This is a genomic window from Streptomyces sp. NPDC036764, from assembly GCF_055609385.1.
The window spans coordinates 325527-344924 of record NZ_JBVJPT010000001.1 but is presented as its reverse complement, the minus strand read 5'-3'; the positions used below and the strand labels follow the sequence as shown (position 1 = coordinate 344924).

Annotated in this window: 11 protein-coding genes; 3 read left to right on the top strand and 8 right to left on the bottom strand. The window is 69.7% G+C overall.

All coding sequences use genetic code 11. The features are described from left to right. Positions 1–146 precede the first annotated feature (146 nt). Both ACZ69Q_RS01440 and ACZ69Q_RS01435 read right to left on the bottom strand, forming a co-directional pair. On the bottom strand, positions 147–758 hold the full coding sequence (locus ACZ69Q_RS01440; protein WP_471034333.1) for a hypothetical protein: 612 nt from the start codon (positions 756–758) through the stop codon (positions 147–149). A 32-nt stretch (positions 759–790) separates the two neighbouring features. Next, a complete protein-coding gene (locus tag ACZ69Q_RS01435; RefSeq protein WP_471039980.1) occupies positions 791–8551 on the bottom strand; it encodes a golvesin C-terminal-like domain-containing protein in 7761 nt (2586 codons plus the stop codon). A 1261-nt stretch (positions 8552–9812) separates the two neighbouring features. Here ACZ69Q_RS01435 and ACZ69Q_RS01430 point away from each other — a divergent pair. Continuing rightward, positions 9813–10280 carry a hypothetical protein gene (locus ACZ69Q_RS01430; protein ID WP_471034330.1) on the top strand — a complete coding sequence of 156 codons (468 nt, stop codon included), beginning with the start codon at positions 9813–9815 and terminating at the stop codon, positions 10278–10280. Between the two features lie 111 nt (positions 10281–10391). Here ACZ69Q_RS01430 and ACZ69Q_RS01425 read toward each other — a convergent pair whose 3' ends face one another. Further along, the gene (locus ACZ69Q_RS01425; protein WP_471034328.1) at positions 10392–10859 is read right to left on the bottom strand and encodes a hypothetical protein; all 468 of its coding nucleotides are present in this window, start codon (positions 10857–10859) and stop codon (positions 10392–10394) included. Beyond that, positions 10859–12085, bottom strand: a complete 1227-nt coding sequence (locus ACZ69Q_RS01420) for a molybdopterin-dependent oxidoreductase (RefSeq protein ID WP_471034325.1) — start codon at positions 12083–12085, stop codon at positions 10859–10861. Before ACZ69Q_RS01420 ends, ACZ69Q_RS01425 begins: the two co-directional genes overlap by 1 nt. Positions 12086–12199: 114 nt before the next feature. On the opposite strand from ACZ69Q_RS01420, the gene ACZ69Q_RS01415 reads away from it, so the two are divergent. Together ACZ69Q_RS01415 and ACZ69Q_RS01410 are read left to right on the top strand one after the other, a co-directional pair. Next, positions 12200–13567, top strand: coding sequence for a hypothetical protein (locus tag ACZ69Q_RS01415; protein ID WP_471034322.1), 1368 nt, complete (start codon positions 12200–12202; stop codon positions 13565–13567). A gap of 64 nt (positions 13568–13631) precedes the next feature. Beyond that, positions 13632–14339 (top strand): DUF2470 domain-containing protein, encoded by a 708-nt coding sequence (locus ACZ69Q_RS01410; protein ID WP_471034318.1) that lies wholly within the window; start codon positions 13632–13634, stop codon positions 14337–14339. 87 nt (positions 14340–14426) lie between these two features. On the opposite strand, the gene ACZ69Q_RS01405 is transcribed toward ACZ69Q_RS01410, so the two are convergent. The 4 genes from ACZ69Q_RS01405 to ACZ69Q_RS01390 are packed head-to-tail and all read right to left on the bottom strand — an operon-like array spanning position 14427 to position 19397. Further along, positions 14427–15977 carry an ABC transporter ATP-binding protein gene (locus tag ACZ69Q_RS01405; RefSeq protein WP_471034316.1) on the bottom strand — a complete coding sequence of 517 codons (1551 nt, stop codon included), beginning with the start codon at positions 15975–15977 and terminating at the stop codon, positions 14427–14429. Next, positions 15974–16780, bottom strand: coding sequence for an ABC transporter permease (locus tag ACZ69Q_RS01400; protein ID WP_471034314.1), 807 nt, complete (start codon positions 16778–16780; stop codon positions 15974–15976). Before ACZ69Q_RS01400 ends, ACZ69Q_RS01405 begins: the two co-directional genes overlap by 4 nt. Then, positions 16777–17838: an ABC transporter permease gene (locus ACZ69Q_RS01395; RefSeq protein ID WP_471034311.1), complete on the bottom strand. Its 1062-nt coding sequence runs from the start codon at positions 17836–17838 to the stop codon at positions 16777–16779. The genes ACZ69Q_RS01400 and ACZ69Q_RS01395 overlap by 4 nt, the downstream gene beginning before the upstream one ends. Further along, positions 17835–19397, bottom strand: coding sequence for an ABC transporter substrate-binding protein (locus ACZ69Q_RS01390; RefSeq protein WP_471034309.1), 1563 nt, complete (start codon positions 19395–19397; stop codon positions 17835–17837). Before ACZ69Q_RS01390 ends, ACZ69Q_RS01395 begins: the two co-directional genes overlap by 4 nt. Between the last annotated feature and the right edge of the window lies 1 nt (position 19398).

The window sequence follows — 19398 nt, the reverse complement described above, 5'->3', positions numbered from 1 at the left end:
CCCTGAGAAAGGAAGGAAAAAGTTGGGAGTGGTAGGGAGCGTTTCCTCTTTTTGCAGGAAAAAAGGAAAAACACACCCCTGGGACAAGGGGACTCGTGGCGGGGGGGGGGCGGGGCCGGACCCCGCCCCGGCCCACACCGGTCACATCAGCCGAAGGACATACCCGCGAACGGATCAGGTCCACCGGTCCACGGATCCAGGCCTTGCTCGATGCGGCGCCGCTCCTCGGCCTCGTTGAGATAGAGGGCCGAGCCCGCACCCCAGAAGGACTCATCCCCGAGCGGGCAGTCGTCGAATTCCGCTCGAATGACACGGACGAGGAACTCGACCACCCCGCAGTCGTAGCGACGCCACAGGTTGTCGTTCCGGTTGTAGACGAGCAGCGGCCAGGTGTCCGGATCCTCGGCCGAGGCGTCCCAGCACAGAATGTCGGCCGCGCAGGAGACTCCCCAAGCGATCAGCACGGGATCCAGGCCGACCACCTCGGGGGCCTTCGGGATCCTGCCCCAGGCACCCTCGGCGTTGGCCGTCTCGTGGAGCATGCCGCCGTACGGCGAGGCAGGGGGTTCGTGCCTGCTCTCGGGTGCGACGATCCCCAGGCAGTCCTCGACTCCACCCGCACCGTAGAAGTCGATCAACCGGCGGTAGTCGGACGGGAAGCTCCTCCCCCACGACTGTTCCACGCGGCCCCAGTCCACCGAAGTGTCGCTCTCGGCCGTGCGGGGCATGAGGCGCTGAAGGTTGTCCCACGCCGACATGCTGTTGCCCCTTTCTGCTGTACCCGATCCGGTCATGGCATCCCTCCGGTGGGAACTTGCCGCCCGGTGTTCTGGTCGTTGAACATGCCCAGGTTCCGGCGGTTCAACAATGTGTTGGACACGAAGGCGTCGATCTTGATCCCTGTGGATCCGTCCGGATTCGTCCCGTAGGCGGATATCCGGAATCCGATGGGCACGGTCCGGCGTCCACTGTACGTGGGGGTCACCTGGTAGTAGACGGCCTGTCCGGCGTCGACCGCGGCCCGCACCTGGTTCTCGTAGTTCTTCATGTTGTTGGCCCCCTGCTGGGAGCCCGTCTGCCAGTCGTTGGCTCCGCGGGCGCAGGTGGCGAGGTTCTCGAGCTGGGTGCCCGAACCGCTGAGCTGCTGACCGAGAAGGTGGCAGGCGTTGATGTTCGTCTTGGCCGGGAGGCCGAAGTGGAAGGCGGTGCGACGGGCCCACTGGTACCCGGGCGGTGCGACCACCTTGACGTTCGTGTCGGTGCCCTCGTGGGTGTCCAGGTACGACTCGGTCAGGCAGGCGGTGACGCCGGTGGATCGGTTGCCGTTCTTCGCGTCCAGGTCACCGTGCTTGACCCAGCCGCCCGAGCCGCTGCTGCAGTCGCCCCCGGTCCGGGTGTCGTCCTTCGGCGCCGGTCCTCGCGGTGTCGGCTTGGGATCCGGCTTGGGCGCCTCCTCCTCACTGGACTCGTCGGACGCGTCGTCAGAGGTGTCGCTCGCCACTTCGGTGGCGACATAGGCGACGGCGGCGACGACGACCACCGCTGCCACCACCGCGACGCCCACCGGGCCCAGTGAGAGCGCCGGCAAGGCCAGGGCGAACCAGTGCCCGTCCAGTTCGACGTTGCTGGTGGGGTTGCCACCGGTGAAGGCGTACCGGTTGCCGGTGAACGGGTCGGTGCCCAGGCCCATGTCCGCCAGGGCGCCGTTGTACATGTCCCGGGTGGTGAAGCGGTTCAGGCCCGGGTCGTAGTCGCGGAAGCCCATGTCGTAGGTGCCGGACTGGGCATCCCACCGCTTGGCGTTGTAGCGGTAGGGGTTGTACGCCTCCTTCGTCGGGTCTGCCGCGTCCGGCTTGTCGATGCCGGTGAACTCGTCCGTGTCGTCGGCGCCGTAGGCGGTGTAGCCGTAGGTCGCCTTGGTGTCACCGGCGTCGGTGGTGAGGGTCTCCACGTCGCTCTGGTTGTTGTAGCCGTAGTGCGCGTCCTCGCTCGTCCCGTCGCTGTTGTGCTTGACCATGGAGAGCCGCTGGCCCCACGGGCTGTACTCGTAGGACTTCGTCAGCGCGCCGGTGACCTCCTCGTTCAGAACCTCGTCGGACAGACCGAGGTACTGGTAGTCGGTGGTCTTGCCATCCGCGGTCTTGGACGTGGTGCGGTCGAGCGGGTCGAACTTGTAGGTCGTCGACTTCATGGTGTTGTCGGCGCCCCGTTGCTGGGACTCGACGACGTGGTCGAAGCCGTCGTACACGTTGCGGGACTGGATCTTCCCGTCGGCGGTGACGGACTCCTGCCGTCCGAAGGGGTCGTAGGTGAAGTTGGACGTCACTCCGTTCGTGGTGGAGGTCTGCAGCCGGTTGCGGTCGTAGGTGAAGTCCGTGGACTCGTTCTTGACCGTCTGGCTGACGACGTTGGCGTTGTCGTCGTGGACGTAGCTCTCGGTGCCGGCTCCGGTGCCGGTCTTCACCGCCCGCGCCAGCCGGTCCGCCGGATCGTAGGTGAGGTCGGTCGTCGAGGAGATGTATGCCGCGTGGTTGTCGGCGTTCATCTTCTTCGCCACGTCCTGCGCCAGGTTGCCGTTGGCGTCGTAGGCGAAGGTGTGCGAGGAGACCAGCGTGCCGTTGGGCTTCTTCTCCGTCTGCGTCTTGGCCGTGCCGTCCCGGTTGTAGGTGTGGTCGACGGTGTTGCCGTTCGGCTTCGTCTCCTGCAGCGGCAGTCCGCGGTCGGTGTACGTGTACGAGGAGACGTTCGGGGACGGGTCCGTGGCGGAGTCGCCGATGGACACCGTCTTGACCAGCTCACGCAGGTCGTACGTGAACTTGGAGTGCTGGTCGGGGTGGCTGATCGACTCCGGCTGGCCGTTGATGTCGTACGTGTAGGTTGTGGCCTTCTTCTCCTGTCCGGCCAGCGCCTCCGTGACCTTCTGGATCTGGTTGAGGCCGGTGTAGGTCAGGGTGTACGCGTCGATCGTGGCGCCGGACGAGGTGTCATCGATCGACGCCAGGTTGCCGTTGAGGTCGTAGGCGTAGGTGAAGGTGTGCTTCTCGTTGTCGGTGTCGCCCGAGTTGTCGCGCACCAGCTTCACACCGTCGGCGACCACCGCACCGCCGCTGTTCTGGAACAGTTGCAGCTTGGCGGAGTTGCCCTGCGTGAAGTTGTGGGAGCCCAGCGGGACCCACGTCCCGGCTCCCGTCGCCTGGCTGATCGTCTTGTCGGTGCTGCCCGAGGCGTGGGTGATCGTGTATTTGGCGGATGTGGCCGCCCCTGACATCTGCGGGTACTTGACGTAGACGGTGTAGGTGCCGTCCCTGGGGATGTTCAGCGTCCACGTGAAAGCGTCGGTCCCGGTTCCGGCGGCGTGGAACTGATGGTCGTGGCCCTGCTGGCCGGCGGCACTGGCCTTGGCCCAGGTGCCGGTGGAGCCGGTGTTCTGGGTGTCGGAGTTGTCGACGAGCGGGACCGCTGTGCCGACCGGGACGCCGTCGTCCGTCTTGGACTTGAGGCGGCCGTTCGGGAAGTAGCTCCAGCCCATGGTGCGGTTGAAGGAGCCTCCGGCCGAGGTCAGGGTCCGTGCGGTCTGCTGGCCGACGTCGTTGTAGTCGTAGGCGGTGGTGATGTCCCAGGGGTCCGTGGACGACCTCAGCCATCCGTTGTCGAAGTACTCGTAGGTGGTGTCATTGCGGACGCTCTGGCCCTCGGACGGCGGCAGCGAGGTCTTCGCCACCCGGCCGACCTCGTCGTAGACCGTCTGGGTGTAGACGTTCGGGTCGTTGTAGCGAGCGTCGCCGGGGGCGTACGGCTGGTACTGCTTGGTCGGCCGGTTGAGGGCGTCGTACTCCGTACGGCTCTCGAAGTCGCCGGCCGTCGCGGTCTCGGTGCCGCGCGGGCTGATCGACTTCGTGACGTTGCCGACCTCGTCGTACTCGGTCCTGGAGACCCGGTAGGTGGTGCCCTCGTGAGGCACCTTCACCTCGGTCTGCTTGCCGCGCTCGTCGTAGGTGACGAACGTCGTGTTGCCCTCCTGGTCGGTGGTCTCGACCGCCAGGCCGTCCTTGTCGTACTTGGTCGACGTGAACTTGCCCGCGGCGTCAGTGACCCGCACGACACGGTGGTTGAGGTCGTAGTCGCTCTTGGTGGAGTAGTCGGTGGCGTCGGCGGTCGCGTTCTTCTTGGGGTCGATGACCGTGACAACGTCACCGACGTTGTTGTACTGGTAGGCGACCTTGTCCCCGGCGGCGTTGACCACCGAGGTCAGTTGGTTGATCTCGTTGTAGTTGTTGGTGGTGAGGTAGTCGCCCGGCACGGAGGTGGTCGCAGTGCCCTTGGGCTCGGTGACCGTCTTGACGTTGCCGACCTTGTCGTAGGTGTAGGCCGTGGTGCGTTCGGGAGCCGTCGGCGAGTCCTTCGGCGCCATCGCGGAGGTGATCTGGTCCGCCGCGTCGTACACCGCTTTGGACACGGCGCCGTTGGGCGCGGTGACCGTGGTGGCGTTGTCGTTGGCGTCGAACTCCGGCGCCGGGGTGCTGATCAGCGTGCCTTGACCCTGGTCCTTCGGCGCGGTCGAGACCAGCGGACGCCCGAAGGCGTCATAGGCCTGCGTGGTCGTCTTGCCCCGCGCGTCGGTGACCTCGGTGACCTGGCCGCGATCGTCGTACACGTACGACGTGGACTTGTTGAGCGCGTCGGTGATCTTCGCCGGGTAACCGGTCGGCCCGAAGCCGCTGTTCGTGGTCGGGTTGCCGTTGGCGTCGATGGCCTTGGTCAACTGCCCGTACGAGTCGTACTCGTAGTCCGTCCTGTAGTCGTCCGGCACCGATGTCGTCGCGACGCCCTTGGGGTCGGTGACCGACTTCAGATTGCCGAAGTTGTCGTAGCCGAACTGCCAGGCGCGGCCCTCCGGAGAGGTCTTGCGGAACAGGTCGGCCGAGAAACCGTCGGCACGCGTCTGATACTCGTACTTCGCGGCGTTGGCCGGCCACTTGGACGTGTCCGACACACAGGTGGTCGTCTGGTCCGGCACGCCCGCCTTGTTGTTCTCCGCGTCGCGCTGCCAGAGCGGGTAGCCCGTCTTCTGGTCGTAGCAGTACGCGGTCCTGGAGCCGTTGTCCGCCTCCAGGTAGGTGACGTTGTTGTCCGCGTCCCAGCTCATCTTCGAGGTCTGGGACTTGGCGTTCGTCGTCTGCACCGGGCGGCCGAAGTCGTCGGTGACGTACTTCGTGGCGTGCGTCTCGGCGTCGGTGACGGTCGTGTCGGTGAACTTCGTGTTCGCGGTGTTCGCCGCGTACGCGAAGCCGGTGTTGCCCTGCAGCCGGTCGGTGATGGTCTTGGTCCACCAGTGGTACTTCGGGTCGTCACCCGCCTGCGGGGCGTGGTACGCGAGCTGGGTGCCGTTGCCCCGCGGATCGGTGGCCTTGACCAGCTTGACGTTCTTGTTGCCCTGGGTGGCGTCGTAGGTGAACTTGAAGACCTTCGGCTGGCTGGATCCGTCACCGTCGGTGAACTGACCGAGCAGGCCCTTCGTCGTGTAGAAGAAGGAGATCTTCCGGATCGGCAGGCCGGAGACGGACCCGGAGATGTCCGTGACCGACTTGACGTGGTCGTAGATCTTCGAGTTCGTCAGGTTCGAGCCCGTGACCTTGGCGCCCGTGTCGTCGATGTAGTCGTACGACGCGTCGCCCTTCTTGTAGTACTCGACCCGCAGGGACTGCCGGCCCGCCGGGTCGGTGATGTAGGTGAGGAACTTGGTCGGCTTGTTGTTGGACTTGCGTTCCTCGTACGTGTACGTCTGCGTGTTGCCGTTCTTGTCCACGACGGACGTCAGGTAGCCGTCGCAGCCGAAGAGGAACCGCGTGCCGTCCGGGCGCATCAGCGTCCAGGCGTCCGGCACCGGGTCCTTGTTCGGAGTGCAGTCCAGGCCCGCCTTCATGGTGATGCGGTAGTGGACGCCCGCCGGGGCCTTCCAGGTGCCGTCGGCCTGCTTGGTGAAGACGTGCGTGGTGCCGTCACCGTCCGGCAGGCGGATCTCGGTCGGGTTGGGGTTGGGGTGGAAGTCCAGCGGCGCGCCCAGGCGGACGGGCCCGGCGAGCTGTGCCGACCAGCCCGCACCCGAGACGGTGTCGGAGGTGTCGAGAGAGTTGTAGGCGAACCTGGCGAAGGTGGTCAGGCCGCGCCCCGGGTTGGTGAACGCGTTGTAGGACCACACGCTGTTGCCCGAGGACAGGTTGTTCATCACCGTCGACCCGGCGCCGGTGTTCTTGCCGGTGTAGGAGTAGAACTTCTCCAGGCCGAGGGCGTTGGACGTGGGGTCCTCCACCGCCACGTTCTGCTTCAGCGACGGGATCCCGCCGGTGCCGGCGGACAGCCAACTGCCGTCGGAGACCTTCTTGATGTCCCAGCCGAGCACGTACTCGGTGCGCTTGCTGCCGGAGTCCGAGTTGATCGGCGTCTTGACCTGCGCCTGGACGGTCGCGGACTGGCCGGGGCTCAGGGCCGGGACCGCCGTGGAGAGCTGGTTGCCGCCGGTCGTCACATCCGTGCCGTCGGGGAGCTTCCAGGTGTACGACAGTTGCCGCTCACCGCTCGCCCACGCGGAGCTCGTGGTGTTGGTGACCGTGAAGTCCACCGTGTACGTGGAGTTGGGGGTCATACGGGCCGGGGTCTGCGGCGCGTAGTACGTGTCCTCGGTCGTCGAGTCGACGTAGATCACGCGCAGGAGCGGGCCGAGCTGCTGGTCGGAGGTCTCCGAAGCCAGGAACACCGTCCGCTCCTGCGGGCCGGTGGCCGTCTCGTCCTTCAGCTTGATCAGGGCGCCCTTGTTGGACGACGGGGTCTTCACCCAGCCCTGGGTCAGCGACGTGGCGTCCCACCAGTGCCGGCCCACCTCGGAGACCTGGGCGACGGTGTCGGACACGGTCGCGGAGAAGTCGCCGCCTGCAGTCGTCCACGCCGTGCCGGTGGCGGCGCTGTTCCAGGTGGCCTGCGTCTCGTTGAAGTCCCGGTTCAGGCCGTGGAGTTCGTAGATCGCGCCGTCGGTGTCGGTGGTGGTCTCCGCGCCCCACATGAACAGCCGCGACTCCAGCACCGTGGCGGTGGTGGGCAGGGCGCCGGTGGGGAACTTCAACGCCGTACGGGTCTTGCCGTACGTGGGCGAGTTGTTGCCCACCGTCAGCCAGTTCTGGCCGGCGCCCGCCGAGTCGATGGTGTCGAGGTTGGTGGTCGCAGCCGTGGACGAGAGTGTGGTGTCCGCGGTGCCGGACGCGGTGCCCTGGATCAGCCGCATGGTGCGGCCCGCCTTGGGCACGCCGACGATCCGGGTGGGCGAGCCGAGCAACTGGCCGTCGGCCGTCTTCACGGCGATCTGGTAGTAGTACGACCGCCCGATCTCCGCGCTGGAGGAGTCCGGCGTCGGGGTCGCGGTGGTGTCCGTGTAGGTCGTCGCGCCCTTGTCGATCGGGGCCACCAGGGTGGCCGCGGACGGCGTGAACGCCTGCTGCGTGGAGCGGTGCAACTGGTACTCGGCGATGTTCAGGTCGGCGTCGCCGGTGGTGTTGGAGTACGCCTTCCAGCTCAGCTCCGGGCCCGTGGAGTGGATGACGGTGGGCGAGTTCAGCTCGGTGCCGACCTTGCCGTAGGTCACCGTCAGCCGCGGGATCGTGGCGGTCTCGCCGCCGTAGTCGCCGTCACCGGACTCGTAGCGGGGGCCGCCGAGGGGGTTGTTCGCCTCGTCGGTCGCCTTCAGCACGAAGCCGTGGTTGACGGCGGTGCCGTCCACCCACTTCTGCACCGTGTCGCCGACCGGGAAGCTGTGCCAGCGGTTGTACTGGCCCGCCGACTTGGTGATCCTCGCCGGGTCGACCAGCCGCACCGCGTCCGCGACCAGCGCCTGGCTGGTCGCCACCGAGGTGTCCTTGAGCTCGACCTTGTAGGCGCCGCCCTTGTTGAAGGTCAGCTCGTTGGTGTCGCCGCCCAGCGGCGTCCACACGCCGCCCGTGCCGGTGGTCTGGTTGACGGTGTAGGTGCTGGTCGCACCGCCGGCCGCGGTCACCGTGTAGGGGGCGTTCGTGGCCCGGTTGGTGCCCTGCACGTAGTGCGCGTCGACCCGGTAGGAGGCCGTCTCCGGCACCCGCACGGGCCAGGTGAACCTGTCGCCGGTGATCGAGTCGAGGTTGGAGCGGAAGGTGTCCCCGACCGCGTTCGTCGTCGCCGCCGAGGTCTGCCAGGTGCCGACCGCCGCCGTGCCCGCGTCCTCGTCGTCGACCTGGACCGTCGTGGCGGACTGCTCACCCACCAGCGAGCTGGTGTTGGACCAGGTCGCCGTCGACTCGTCCCAGGCCCCGGTGGCCCGGTACACGCCGATCTGGGTACTGGTGGTGGCGGTGGTGTGCGCCTGGTCGTAGTACATCTCCAGCCGCGCCGAGTCGATCTTCGTGCCCGACGGGATCTCGTCCAGCGGGAACTTGATCAGCGAGCGTGAGTTCGCCGTGGTGGAGGTGCGGCCGGCCGACAGCTTCCAGGTGGTGTTGAAGTTGGTCGACGGCTGGTCCGACAGGACCATGGTGTCCTGGGACTGCGAGGGCGAGGGCGCGATCGTGATCGTCGGGTCGATGACGACCGGGTACTGGCGGGCCTTCGACGCCAGCCACTTCGCGTCCGGCGTGACCGTCAGCTTCCAGGACTTGCCGTCCCGGGCCAGCTTCTGCGTGACCTTCGTGCTGTAGGTCCGGCCGAAGACGGAGGCGTCCGCCTTCTTCGCGTCCGTCATGTACGGCGCGGGGATCACCATGACCGGCGTGTTCGGCAGCTCGCCGTACAACGCGATGGAGCCGTCCTTGCGGGCCTTCGGTATCAGCCCGTCGGTGTCCAGCGTGAAGGTGAACTTCACCGGGCCGTCGGGGCGTTCGGCGAGGGTGATGTTCTCCTTCACCCGGCCCGGACCGACCACGTACTCCAGATCCGCGCCCGCGACCGCGTCCTGGTAGACGACCGTGGAACCCTTGGCCTTCGGCTTCAGGCCCTTGTCCACGCCGTCGAGACCCAGGGTGACCGAACGGCCGTCCGGGGACTGGAAGCGCACCAGCCGGTCCGCCTCCGCACCGAACCAGCTACGGCCCTCGTTCGTCGTGTTGGCGAACTCGAAACCCTTCGCCTCGGACTCGCGGACCGTCGTGTCGACCGGCTTCCAGGATGCCTTCTTGCCGGCCCCCGAACGGTATGACGTCGGCACTGCCGACAATTCCGCTTCGACACGTCCGTCCGACAACTGCCAGAAGCGCGCGTTTGCCGTTCGTTTACCCGCAAGCTCCCTGACGCGCTTGGCCTTCGGGTCACTCTTGGCCCAGGTGACTTTCTCCCGGTCCGCTATCCCCAATTCATCATGGGACGGCGGCTCGTCCAGCTCTCCGCTGTCGTCGTCATCCGCGAACCAGCCCTTGACGGTGTCGAAAATCCCCTTCTCGTCACCGTCGTCAGCGGGCGCCGCATACGCTACCTGGGGCAACGCGGTGCTCGTCACCGCGGCTACCACCAGGCACGCTATCAGCCTGCCCAGTCTGGGTTTCACGCCAAACCTTTCCTCATGCGTCGTGGCACAAACATGCCTGCGAAATTCGCCCCCTACGGGAAAACGAGCCCATAGGCAGCGGCGCCGGGTTTCTATTCATTTCGCTGACGCACTGTCAAGTGCCAGGACAACACGGACTTTTTACCTTGCGCAGTTGCGGGTTGCCCGATTTTTCCCCTCGCTGGACATCGACGGAGAACCTCGGCTATAACCCGGCCGGTTCGATCCGATCACTCGCATTTCGAGGGGGACTTTCATGGCCGGCGACACACAGGAACCCACAACGCCATCACTTTTCCGGCGCGCGGACCGTTCCGGCATCGTCGTGGCGGGCGCGGCACTGGCCGCCTGCGCGGGCCTCGTCGGGTACGGCGTCCTCGGCTCCGGCGAGGGCGGCGACAAGAGGTCCGAGCGCAGCGTCCCGACCGCCTCCGTGACCTACGAGGTGACCGGCGAGGGCTCCGCCGACATCACCTTCCAGGCCCGCAGCGAGGCCGGAACGGCCACCGTCGTCAAAGCCGCCGCCCTGCCCTGGCGCAAGACCGTCGACGTCCCCGTCGGCCGGGACCCGATCGTCAGCATCGTGCTCACCGAGAAGGGCGGGCAGGCCCGCTGCACCCTCGCGATCCGCGGGCGGCACGTCCAAAGCGCCACCGCCACCGGCACGTTCGGACGAGCCACCTGCACCGGTGCCCTGCCCGCCGGACCCGCGACCGCGAGCTGACCCCACCCGCCTTACGGCCCAGCAAGGAGTTCCCCGTGCAACCCCTTTACCGGCAGGTTCTGATCGCCACCGCCGGCTGCGTCTCCGTACCCCGGGCCACCATGGACCGCATCATGAGCTGGATGTCGCCCGCGGCCCACCCCCGGATCGCCATCGGCTGACCGCGAGCAGTACCGCCGAGCCGCCGAAGAGCACCGCCGTGATCAGCAGCCAGCGGGGCAGGAAGACGTCCGTGGACATGCCCGTGCCGCGGGCGTAGCGGTCCGCCACCTGGCCGGTGATCAGGGGGAACCACACCAGCAGGAGCAGCAGGGACAGCGCGGCGGGAACGCGGACGTACGGCACCCAGCGCCGACGGTCGACCGCCTCGGAACCTCGTAGCAGCGCCTGATCCACCGCGCCGTACAGCGGCACCAGGAGGAGGTCATGGACGACCGCCGCCCCTGCGAACCACAGCGCGACCTCGAACCAGTCGTCCTCCAGCAGCCGTACCCCCGCGTACGCGGCGAGCGCGAACGAGCACAGGAGAAGGAGGAGTTGAAGGGGACTGCCGACCGGGATGAGCCTAGGTCGTCGCATCACAGGTCTCCGAAGGTCAGCCGTGCCACCCACTTGGTGTTGAGGACGCCGGGTGCGGCGGGCACGATGATCCGCGCCGGGTAGCCGTGGTCGGGGGTCAGGTCCTCGCCGTTGACGGACAGCGCCAGGAGGGAGCGGGGGTCGGCGACCTGGTTGGAGCGCAGCGCGGCCTTCCGGAAGGCGCCGCTCTGCTGGAGCGACTCGACGAACACGTCCGGCGGGTCGCCGTCGTAGCCGACCAGTTTCGCCAGGTCCCGTAGCCGTACGCCGCGCCACCACTGATCGGACGTCGACCAGCCCTCCACGCACGCGATGGGCAGGGCCGCGCTGTGCAACGGCATGGCGACGAGGTCGGCGCGGCCCAGGCGGACGGTGTGCCCGTCCCGGCCGACGACCGCCAGCCGCCACGCCTCCTCGCCGGTGTCGGCGGCGCGGATCCCGGCGTACGCGGCCGTCTTGTTGATCTGGAAACCGCCCGGCCCGCTGCCCGGTTCGGCGCCGCCGTGCGGGGCGAGGAGGGCGGTGCGGCGCAGGGGGCCGTCGAAGTTCTGGCCGACGGTGGTGGTGAACAGCAGCAGTGAGCCGCCGCCGACGAACCACAGGGCGCCGCGCCGCGAGACGGTCGGCTCGGCGGGGCTCGGCGCGACCAGGTCGTTCTTCTCCTCGCGCAGTTGGCGAAGGTTGCGCAGGGCCATGGGCGTCTTCAGCACCGCGTGCGCGACGAACGCGGCGATGAAGACCCACGCCCCGTAGAAGTGCAGGGTGTAGAAGGAGCCGGGGAAGATGTAGTCGAGCTGGACGTTGAGCACGCCTGTCACGAACTCGAACAGCGCGCCCCCGACCAGGAGCAGCAGCGAGATCCGCTCCAGCGCGTGCGCGAGCGAGCGCGCCGGGGGCAGCGTGAACAGCCTCGGCACGACCGACCACAGCTTGGCCAGCAGCACCGGGATCAGGGTGATGCCGAGGGTGACGTGGACGCCCTGGTTGAGCCGGTACAGCCAGTGCGGGTCGGTCGGCCAGGAGAACAGGTAGAAGCCGAGGATCCCCTTGTCCGGGGTCTTGTCGTTCACCGGCGACAGGTTCGGGTTGTAGGCGGCGTAGGACACCAGCCCCGTCACGAACAGCACCGTGATCCCGACGAGCAGGACGACACCGAGCACCGAGGTGAGCCAGGGACCGCGCAGCGGGCTGCGCCAGAAGGAGGGTGAGAAGGGAGACCGTGCCATGCGCCGACCGTAGGCCGGGCGGGGGCCTCGAAAGCCGCTGTGAACCATGACGAATCTCTGACGTCCGAGCCTGTCACGCGTCCGGCGGACCTCACGCGTCCTAGCGTCGAAGACGTGACCAGCGATCTTCTGCCCGAGGCCCCCGCCGACACCAGCACCACCGCTCGCCGGGACCTGCGCCGCGATCTGTACGCCGCCGCGGCGGCCGTCCTGCTCTTCGCCGCGGCGGCCGTCGTCGGCACCGTGATCGAGCACCGGGACGGCACGCTCTTCGTCAACTGGCCGCCGCTGCTGGCCTATTGGGCACCGCACATCGGGCCGGGCACTCCGGCCGCGATCACCGTCGCGGTCGCCGTCGTGGCGTACGGCCCGCCGCTGGCCGCCCGCCTGCCGTGGGGCCTGCTGCTGCTCGCCGTCTGGGGAGCGGGCACGGCCTGGACCTTCTCGCTCGCACTCGTCGACGGCTGGCAGCGCGGGATCGCCCGCCGGCTGACGACACGGTACGAGTACCTCCAGGTCATCGACCGTTTCCAGGACATCCCCGCGACACTGCGGGACTTCACCTCGCACATCGTGGTCGGCGCCTCGCCGGAGCACTGGCCCGCGCACATCGCCGGACACCCCCCGGCGGCCACGCTCACCTTCGTCTACCTGGACCGCATCGGCCTGGGCGGCGGCGCCTGGGCGGGGGTCTGGTGCATCACCGTCGGGGCGACCGCCGCGCTGGGCATCCTCGTCACGATCCGCACCCTCGCCGACGAGGAACTCGCCCGCCGAGCCGCGCCGTTCCTGGTCCTGGCGCCGGCCGCGGTGTGGCTGGGCACCTCGGCCGACGGCTACTTCGCGGCGGTCGCGGCCTGGGCGGTGGCGCTGCTCGCGCTCGCGGTGACGGGTCACCGGCCGCGCCGGACGGGCCTCGCCTCAGGGCTGCTGTTCGGGCTCACCGTCTATCTGTCGTACGGCCTGACGCTGTACGTCGTGATCGCCGCGGCCGTCGTCGTACTGGGCTCCCGGCGCGCGCGGCCCCTTCCTTTCGCGCTGGCGGGTTTCGCGGTCGTACCGGTCGTGTTCACGGCGTTGGGCTTCTACTGGTGGGAGGCGTACGACCTGCTGGTCACCCGCTACGACCAGGGTGCCGGCGGCACCCGCCCGCAGGCCTACTGGGTGTGGGCCAACCTCGCCTGCCAGGTGCTGGTGGTGGGCCTGGCGACGGTGGCGGGGCTGCGGCGGACCGGGGCCGTACTGCTGCGCCGGGACCGTACGGCCACGTTCCGGCTCGGTGTTCTGGTGCTGGCGGCCCTGGTCGCGATGCTGGTCGCCGATCTGTCCGGGATGAGCAAGGCGGAGACGGAGCGGATCTGGCTGCCGTTCGCCCTGTGGCTGCTGTCCGCCTGCGCGTTCGTGCCGAGACCGCGTGCCTGGCTCGCGGCACAGGCGGTGCTCGCGCTGCTCGTCAATCACCTGCTGCTGACGGGTTGGTGAGCATACCGAAGAAAGATAAGGTTAGGCTTACCTAAGTCCACCCGGACCGTGTGGGAAGGTGCCCATGCCTGCTGCCACCTGCTCTGAGCCTACGCCCGCCGAGCGCGCCCGCTCGTTGCTCTCGGCGGCCGGCTCGCTGACCGTCACCACCAACGGCCATCGCGTCGAGCTGATCGGCCTGCACACCGTCGACGCGGCCGCACGCCTGCTCCTCAACAACCCGCCGGAGGGGGACCTGCCCGCCGAGTTGGCGGTGGCACCCCGCGGCGGCCTGACCGCCCTGGTGGAATTCACCGACGTCGCCCCCGTCGCCGTACGCGAACGAGTGCGCGCCCAACTGACGCTGGGCGGCGGGCTGACCGTCCTCGGCCCGAAGGCGCTGGTGTTCCACCCGGCCCGGGCCGTGCTGACCGAGGACGGCCGCACTGCCGTCATCGGCGTCGACGAACTGGCCGTCGCCTCGCCCGACCCGCTGGCCACCCACGAGGCGGAGATGCTGGCCCAACTGGACGCGGCGCACGCCGACACCGTGGCCCCGCTCGCCCGGCTGCTCCCGGCGAAGCAGCAGCTCGGCGCGTGCGAGGTACGGCCGTTGCGGCTGGACCGGCACGGCCTGGTGCTCCGCTCACAGGCACCGGACTCCCATCACGACACCCGCCTGCCCTTCGCCACCGCGGCCACCCACCCGGGAGAGGCGGTCCGGCAGATCCACGTCCTGCTCGCCCGCGCCACCGCCCGCCCGCGCCGCCGGCATCTGCCGACCAGGTCGTAGGCGTCGGGAGCACCCACAGCCGCCGGCCTCCGGGCCACTCGCGGAGGCCTTCCCGTCTCCTCCGCGAACGAGCCCGGAGGCCGGCCCTCAGCCACGGCTGCCCGCCTCCAGTCGCCGCGTCGTCTCCAGGAGAGAGATCGTGAACGGGTGCCGGGGCTCCGTCAGGACACGTTGCGCCAGCCCTTGTTCGACGATCTCCCCCGCGTCCAGTACGGCGATGCGGTGGGCCAGACGTGCCGTGTCCAGGTCGTGGGTGACGAGGACGAGGGACAAGCCGTCCTCTTCGCGGACCAGTCCCGCGAGGACGTCGAGGATGGCGCGCCGGGTGACCGTGTCCAGGCCGGAGGTGACCTCGTCGCAGATCAGCACGCGGGGGCGGGCGAGCAGGGCGCGGGCCAGGGCGGCACGCTGGAGTTCACCGCCGGAGAGCTCGCCGGGACGGCGACGTGCCAGGTCCGGGGACAGGCCGAGGCGGTCCAGGACGGCCGATGCCTCTTCCGCGGCCGTCCGTCTGCCGGCTCCGCGCAGCCGTACCGCCGTGCGGGCCACCTGCTCCAGCACCGGCCTGTGCTCGTCGAAGGCGGCGCGGGCGTCCTGGAAGACGTACTGCACGGCGGCCAGTTGGGCACGGCTGCGCCGGCGCAGGCTGCGCGGGAGCGGTGTGCCGTCCAGCAGGATCTCGCCGGAGGACTCGCGGTGCAGGCCCGCGAGACAGCGGGCGAGCGTGGTCTTGCCGCTGCCGGAACGGCCGACCACGGCGAGGCACTCACCGGGGTGGAGGACCAGGTGCGGGGCGCGCAGCACGACGGACCGGCGATCGTGTACGGCGGTCAGGTGACGTGTCTGCAGGACCGGTCGGCCGCGGTCCGGATCCGTCGCGTCCGGCGGGGCGGCGGGCGGGTCGTCGAGCAGTCGACGAGTCCATTCGTGCCGCGGCGCCGCCCACAACCGCTCCGCCGGCCCCGACTCCACGACCCGGCCCGCGCGCAGCACGAGGACCTCGTCGGCGAGGGCGCGCACGACGTCGAGGTCGTGACTGAGCAGGACGACGGCGATGCCGCGTGCCGCGACCGCCGCCAGTTGCTCGACGATCCGGCTCTTGGTCAACGCGTCCTGGCCGGTGGTGGGTTCGTCGGCGACGATCACGCGAGCACCCAGCAGCAGGGCCTGGGCGAGGACGACGCGCTGCTGCTGGCCGCCGGAGAGCTGGTGCGGATGGCGGCGCAACAGTGCTTCGGCGGCCGGGAGCTGGGCGTCCGACAAGGCGCGCAGGACCAGCGCGCGGGCCGCCTCACGACGCTGCGCCCGCGGCAGGTGGCGGACCTGCGGGCGGGCGATGTCGTGGAGCAGGGCGCCGACGCGGCGGGCCGGATTGAGGACGGCGGCGGGGTGCTGGGGAACGTAGCCCACCGGGCCGTCTCCGGTCCGCCGTATCTCACCCGTGACGCGGGCGCCTGGCGGGTACTCGCCGAGCAGGGCGAGTCCGGTGCTGGTCTTTCCGCTGCCTGAGGCTCCGACGAGGGCCGTCACTTTGCCCGGCAGCACCTTCACATGCACTCCGTCGACGATCGCCCGGCCGTCGATCTCGACGCGCAGGTCGCGGATCTCGGCGACCGCTGCATCCGTCACCCGGCTCACCCGAGTCCCCTCCTGTGCCGGCGCCCCTTCTTCTCCAGGGCCGCGTCGAAAAGCAGGTTCGTGCCCATGGTCAGCGCCACGATCAGCAGCGCGGGCACCACCACCGCCCAGGGCTGCACCAGCAGACCGGTGCGGTTGCGGTCGACCATCACCGCCCAGTCGGATGCGTCCGGCGCGACGCCGACCCCGAGGAACGCGGCCGTCGACACCAGGTACAGCACGCCGGTCAGCCGGATGCCGGCATCGGCGGCGAGGGTGCGCAGCGTCGAGCGCCCGACGTAGCCGACGGCGATCCGCCACCAGGTCTCGCCCTGCATGCGCAGTGCCTCGACGGCCGGGCGTGCGGCCACCTCCCCGGCCGCGGCCCGCACGATCCGGGCGGCGTCGGGCACGTTGACCAGCGCCACCAGCAACGCGAGGCCCACGGCGCCCGGTGTGAGCACGGAGGCCACGAGCAGGATCAGCAGCAGCGACGGCACTGCGAGCAGCACGTCCAGCGGACGCATCAGCAGGTCCTCCAGCCACCGCAGCCGGGTGAGCGCGCTCACCAGCGCGAGGGGGACGGCGACCAGATAGGCGAGCGCGGTCGCGGCAAGGGCCGTGATCACGACGGTGCGGCCGCCCAGCAGGACCTGCCGCAGGACGTCGCGGCCCACGAAGTCGGTGCCGAGCAGGTGGCCGTCGCCGAGGGCGAAGGACGTGGCACGCGGACCCGGGTCGCCCGCGAGGAACGGTCCGAGGAGGGCGGCCGCGAACGGGACGGCCACGACGGCGAGGCCGAAGGCGAAACGGCGGTGCGTCACGCGGCCACCCCCGCGCGGGGCGTGAGCCGGTGGGCCACCAGGTCGGCACCGAGGTTGAGCAGCACCGTCAGCACGCCGAACACCACGGCCAGTCCCTGCACCACCGGTACGTCGCGTTCGGCGACGGCGTTGAGCAGAACCGTCCCCAGGCCCGGGATCACGAACAGGGCCTCCACGACGATCACCCCGCACAGCAACCAGTCGACGGTACGCGCGAGTTGCTGGACGGCCGGGGCGAGGGCGTTCGGCAGCGCGTGGGCATAGCGGACGCGGGTGCCGCCGACGCCGCAGCGGCGGGCGTGGGCGGCGTACGGGGAGGCGAGGGCGTCGACCATGCCGGCCCGCACCAGACGGGACAGGGAGCACACGGGGCGGGACAGCAGGACCAGCACGGGCAGCACCAGCACCGCCGGATGAGCGAGCAGGTCGGTGCCGTGACCGACCGCCGTCGGCGGCAGCCAGGCCAGTTGCAGGGCGAGGACCGTGACCAGCAGCACCCCGAGGGCGAACTCGGGGACCGCGTACACGGCCAGCGTCACCGAGCTGACCAGCCGGTCCACGAGGCCCCCCTCCTGGCGGGCGGCGAGCACACCGAGGCCGAAGCCGAGCGGGATCAGCAGCGCCAGGGTGAGGGCGGCGAGGGTGAGGGTCGGTCCGAAGCCGTCGGCGATGTACCGGGTGACCGGGCGCCCCGAGGTCAGGGAGGTGCCGAAGTCGCCGTGCAGCAGGCCCGTCGCCCAGTCCGTGAGGCGTTCGTACGCGGGCCGGTCCAGGTCCATCGCCTCGCGGATCGCCGCGATGCGCGCCGGGTCCGGCTGGTCGCCGGCGAGGGCGACGGCCGCGTCGCCGGGGAGCGCCTCGGTGAGGGCGAAGACCAGGAGTACGACGGCGACGGTTTGGGCTGCGCCGAGGACAAGGCGCCGGGCGACGAAGGATGTGCCGCGGTAGGCCGTCTGTCGACTGCGGGTCCGTCGTGGCTTGTCGCGCCCCGCGGCGGAGCCGCATGTCGAAACAGCCCCGCGCCCCCTCAGGGCGTTGTCGCTCCACTGGGTCGTCACGCCAGCCACACCCTGTCGAAACGGGCCCAGTCCAGGGTATTGGCGGGGGCCTTCGTCTCAACTCCCTTCACCGTGCGGGCCGTTGCGATGATCCAGTCGGCGAAGCCCCAGACGAGGAAGCCGCCCTCGGCGTACAGGCGGCGCTGCATGCGCTCGTAGACGGCGGCCCGTTCGGTCTTGTCGCGGGTGGACTGGGCCTGCTGGTAGAGGGCGTCGAAGTCCTTGTGCCGCCATTGGGTGGCGTTGGTGGTGGAGTCGGTGAGCAGGCGCTGGGAGATGTGGGCCTCGACGGGCATGGCGCCGGAGCGGTAGCAGCACAGGGTGCCGCCGTCGAGGATGTCGCTCCAGTAGGAGTCCTTGCTGCCCATCTTGACGTCGATGGTGACGCCCGCCTTCGCGGCCTGGTCCCGGAAGATGCCTGCGGCCTCGGTGAACCCGGCGGCGACGGCCGAGGTGTCCAGGGTGACCTTGAGCTTCTCGGCACCGGCCCGCTTGAGCAGGGCGCGGGCCCGGTCGAGGTCCTGGGCGCGCTGCGGCAGGTCGGCGGCGTAGTACTCGTAGCCCTTGCCGAACAGGTCGTTGCCGATCTCGCCCGCGCCGGACAGCGCGCCGTCGACGAGTTCCTGCCGGTCGGCGATGAGGAAGAACGCCTCGCGCACGCGCTTGTCGTCGAAGGGCGCCCGGTCGGTCTTCATGCAGAACGCCTGCATGGCGCTGTTGCGCAGCCGCACGATCTCGATCTGTCCCCCGCCCTCGTGGGCGCGGGCGGTGGTCGGGTTGAGCTCGTGCGCGTACTCGACCTGGCCGCCGAGGAGGGCGTTGACGCGCGCGGACTCCTCGTTGGCGACGACGAACTCGATCTCGTCCAGGAGCGGGGCGCCGTCCCAGTGGTCTTCGAAGCGGCGGAAGACGGCGGAACGGCCGGGCGCGAAGGACACGAACCGGAAGGGGCCGGAACCGATGGGCCGGTCGTCGAAGTCGGCGGCGGCCTCGGGGACGATGTAGGCGCCGAACGCGGCCAGCACGTTGGCGAATTCGGCGGTGGGCCGCTTGAGCACGAACTCGATGCCGCGCTCCCCGGTGGCCCGGCTGGCGTCGAGATCGATGGGCTCAAGGGACGCCTTCGCGCGAAACGCCTGCTTCGGGTCGGCTATCCGGCGGTAGCTGTACAGGACGTCCTCGGCGGTGACCGGGCTGCCGTCGTGGAAGACGGCCTGACGCAGCGTCACCTGCCAGCGGTCCATGGTCCTGTTCGACTCCCACCGCTCCGCGAGCCGGGGCCGCGCGGAGAGGTCGGCGCCGTAGTCGGCGAGCTTGTCGAAGAGGGCCTTGGCGCGGGCGACGTCGGCGAAGAGGTTGGCCAGGTGCGGGTCGAGGGTCTCACTGGCGCCGCCGCCGGCGAAGGCCGCGCGCAGCCTGCCACCACGCTTCGGGGTGCCGTCGGAGGCCGCCGGCTCGCCGGAACCACCGCATCCGGTGAGGGCGAGTGCGGCGGCGGCGCCCGTGGTGGCGGCGAGGAAGCCGCGTCGGCGCAGGCCGGGGAAACGTTCGTCGTTCATG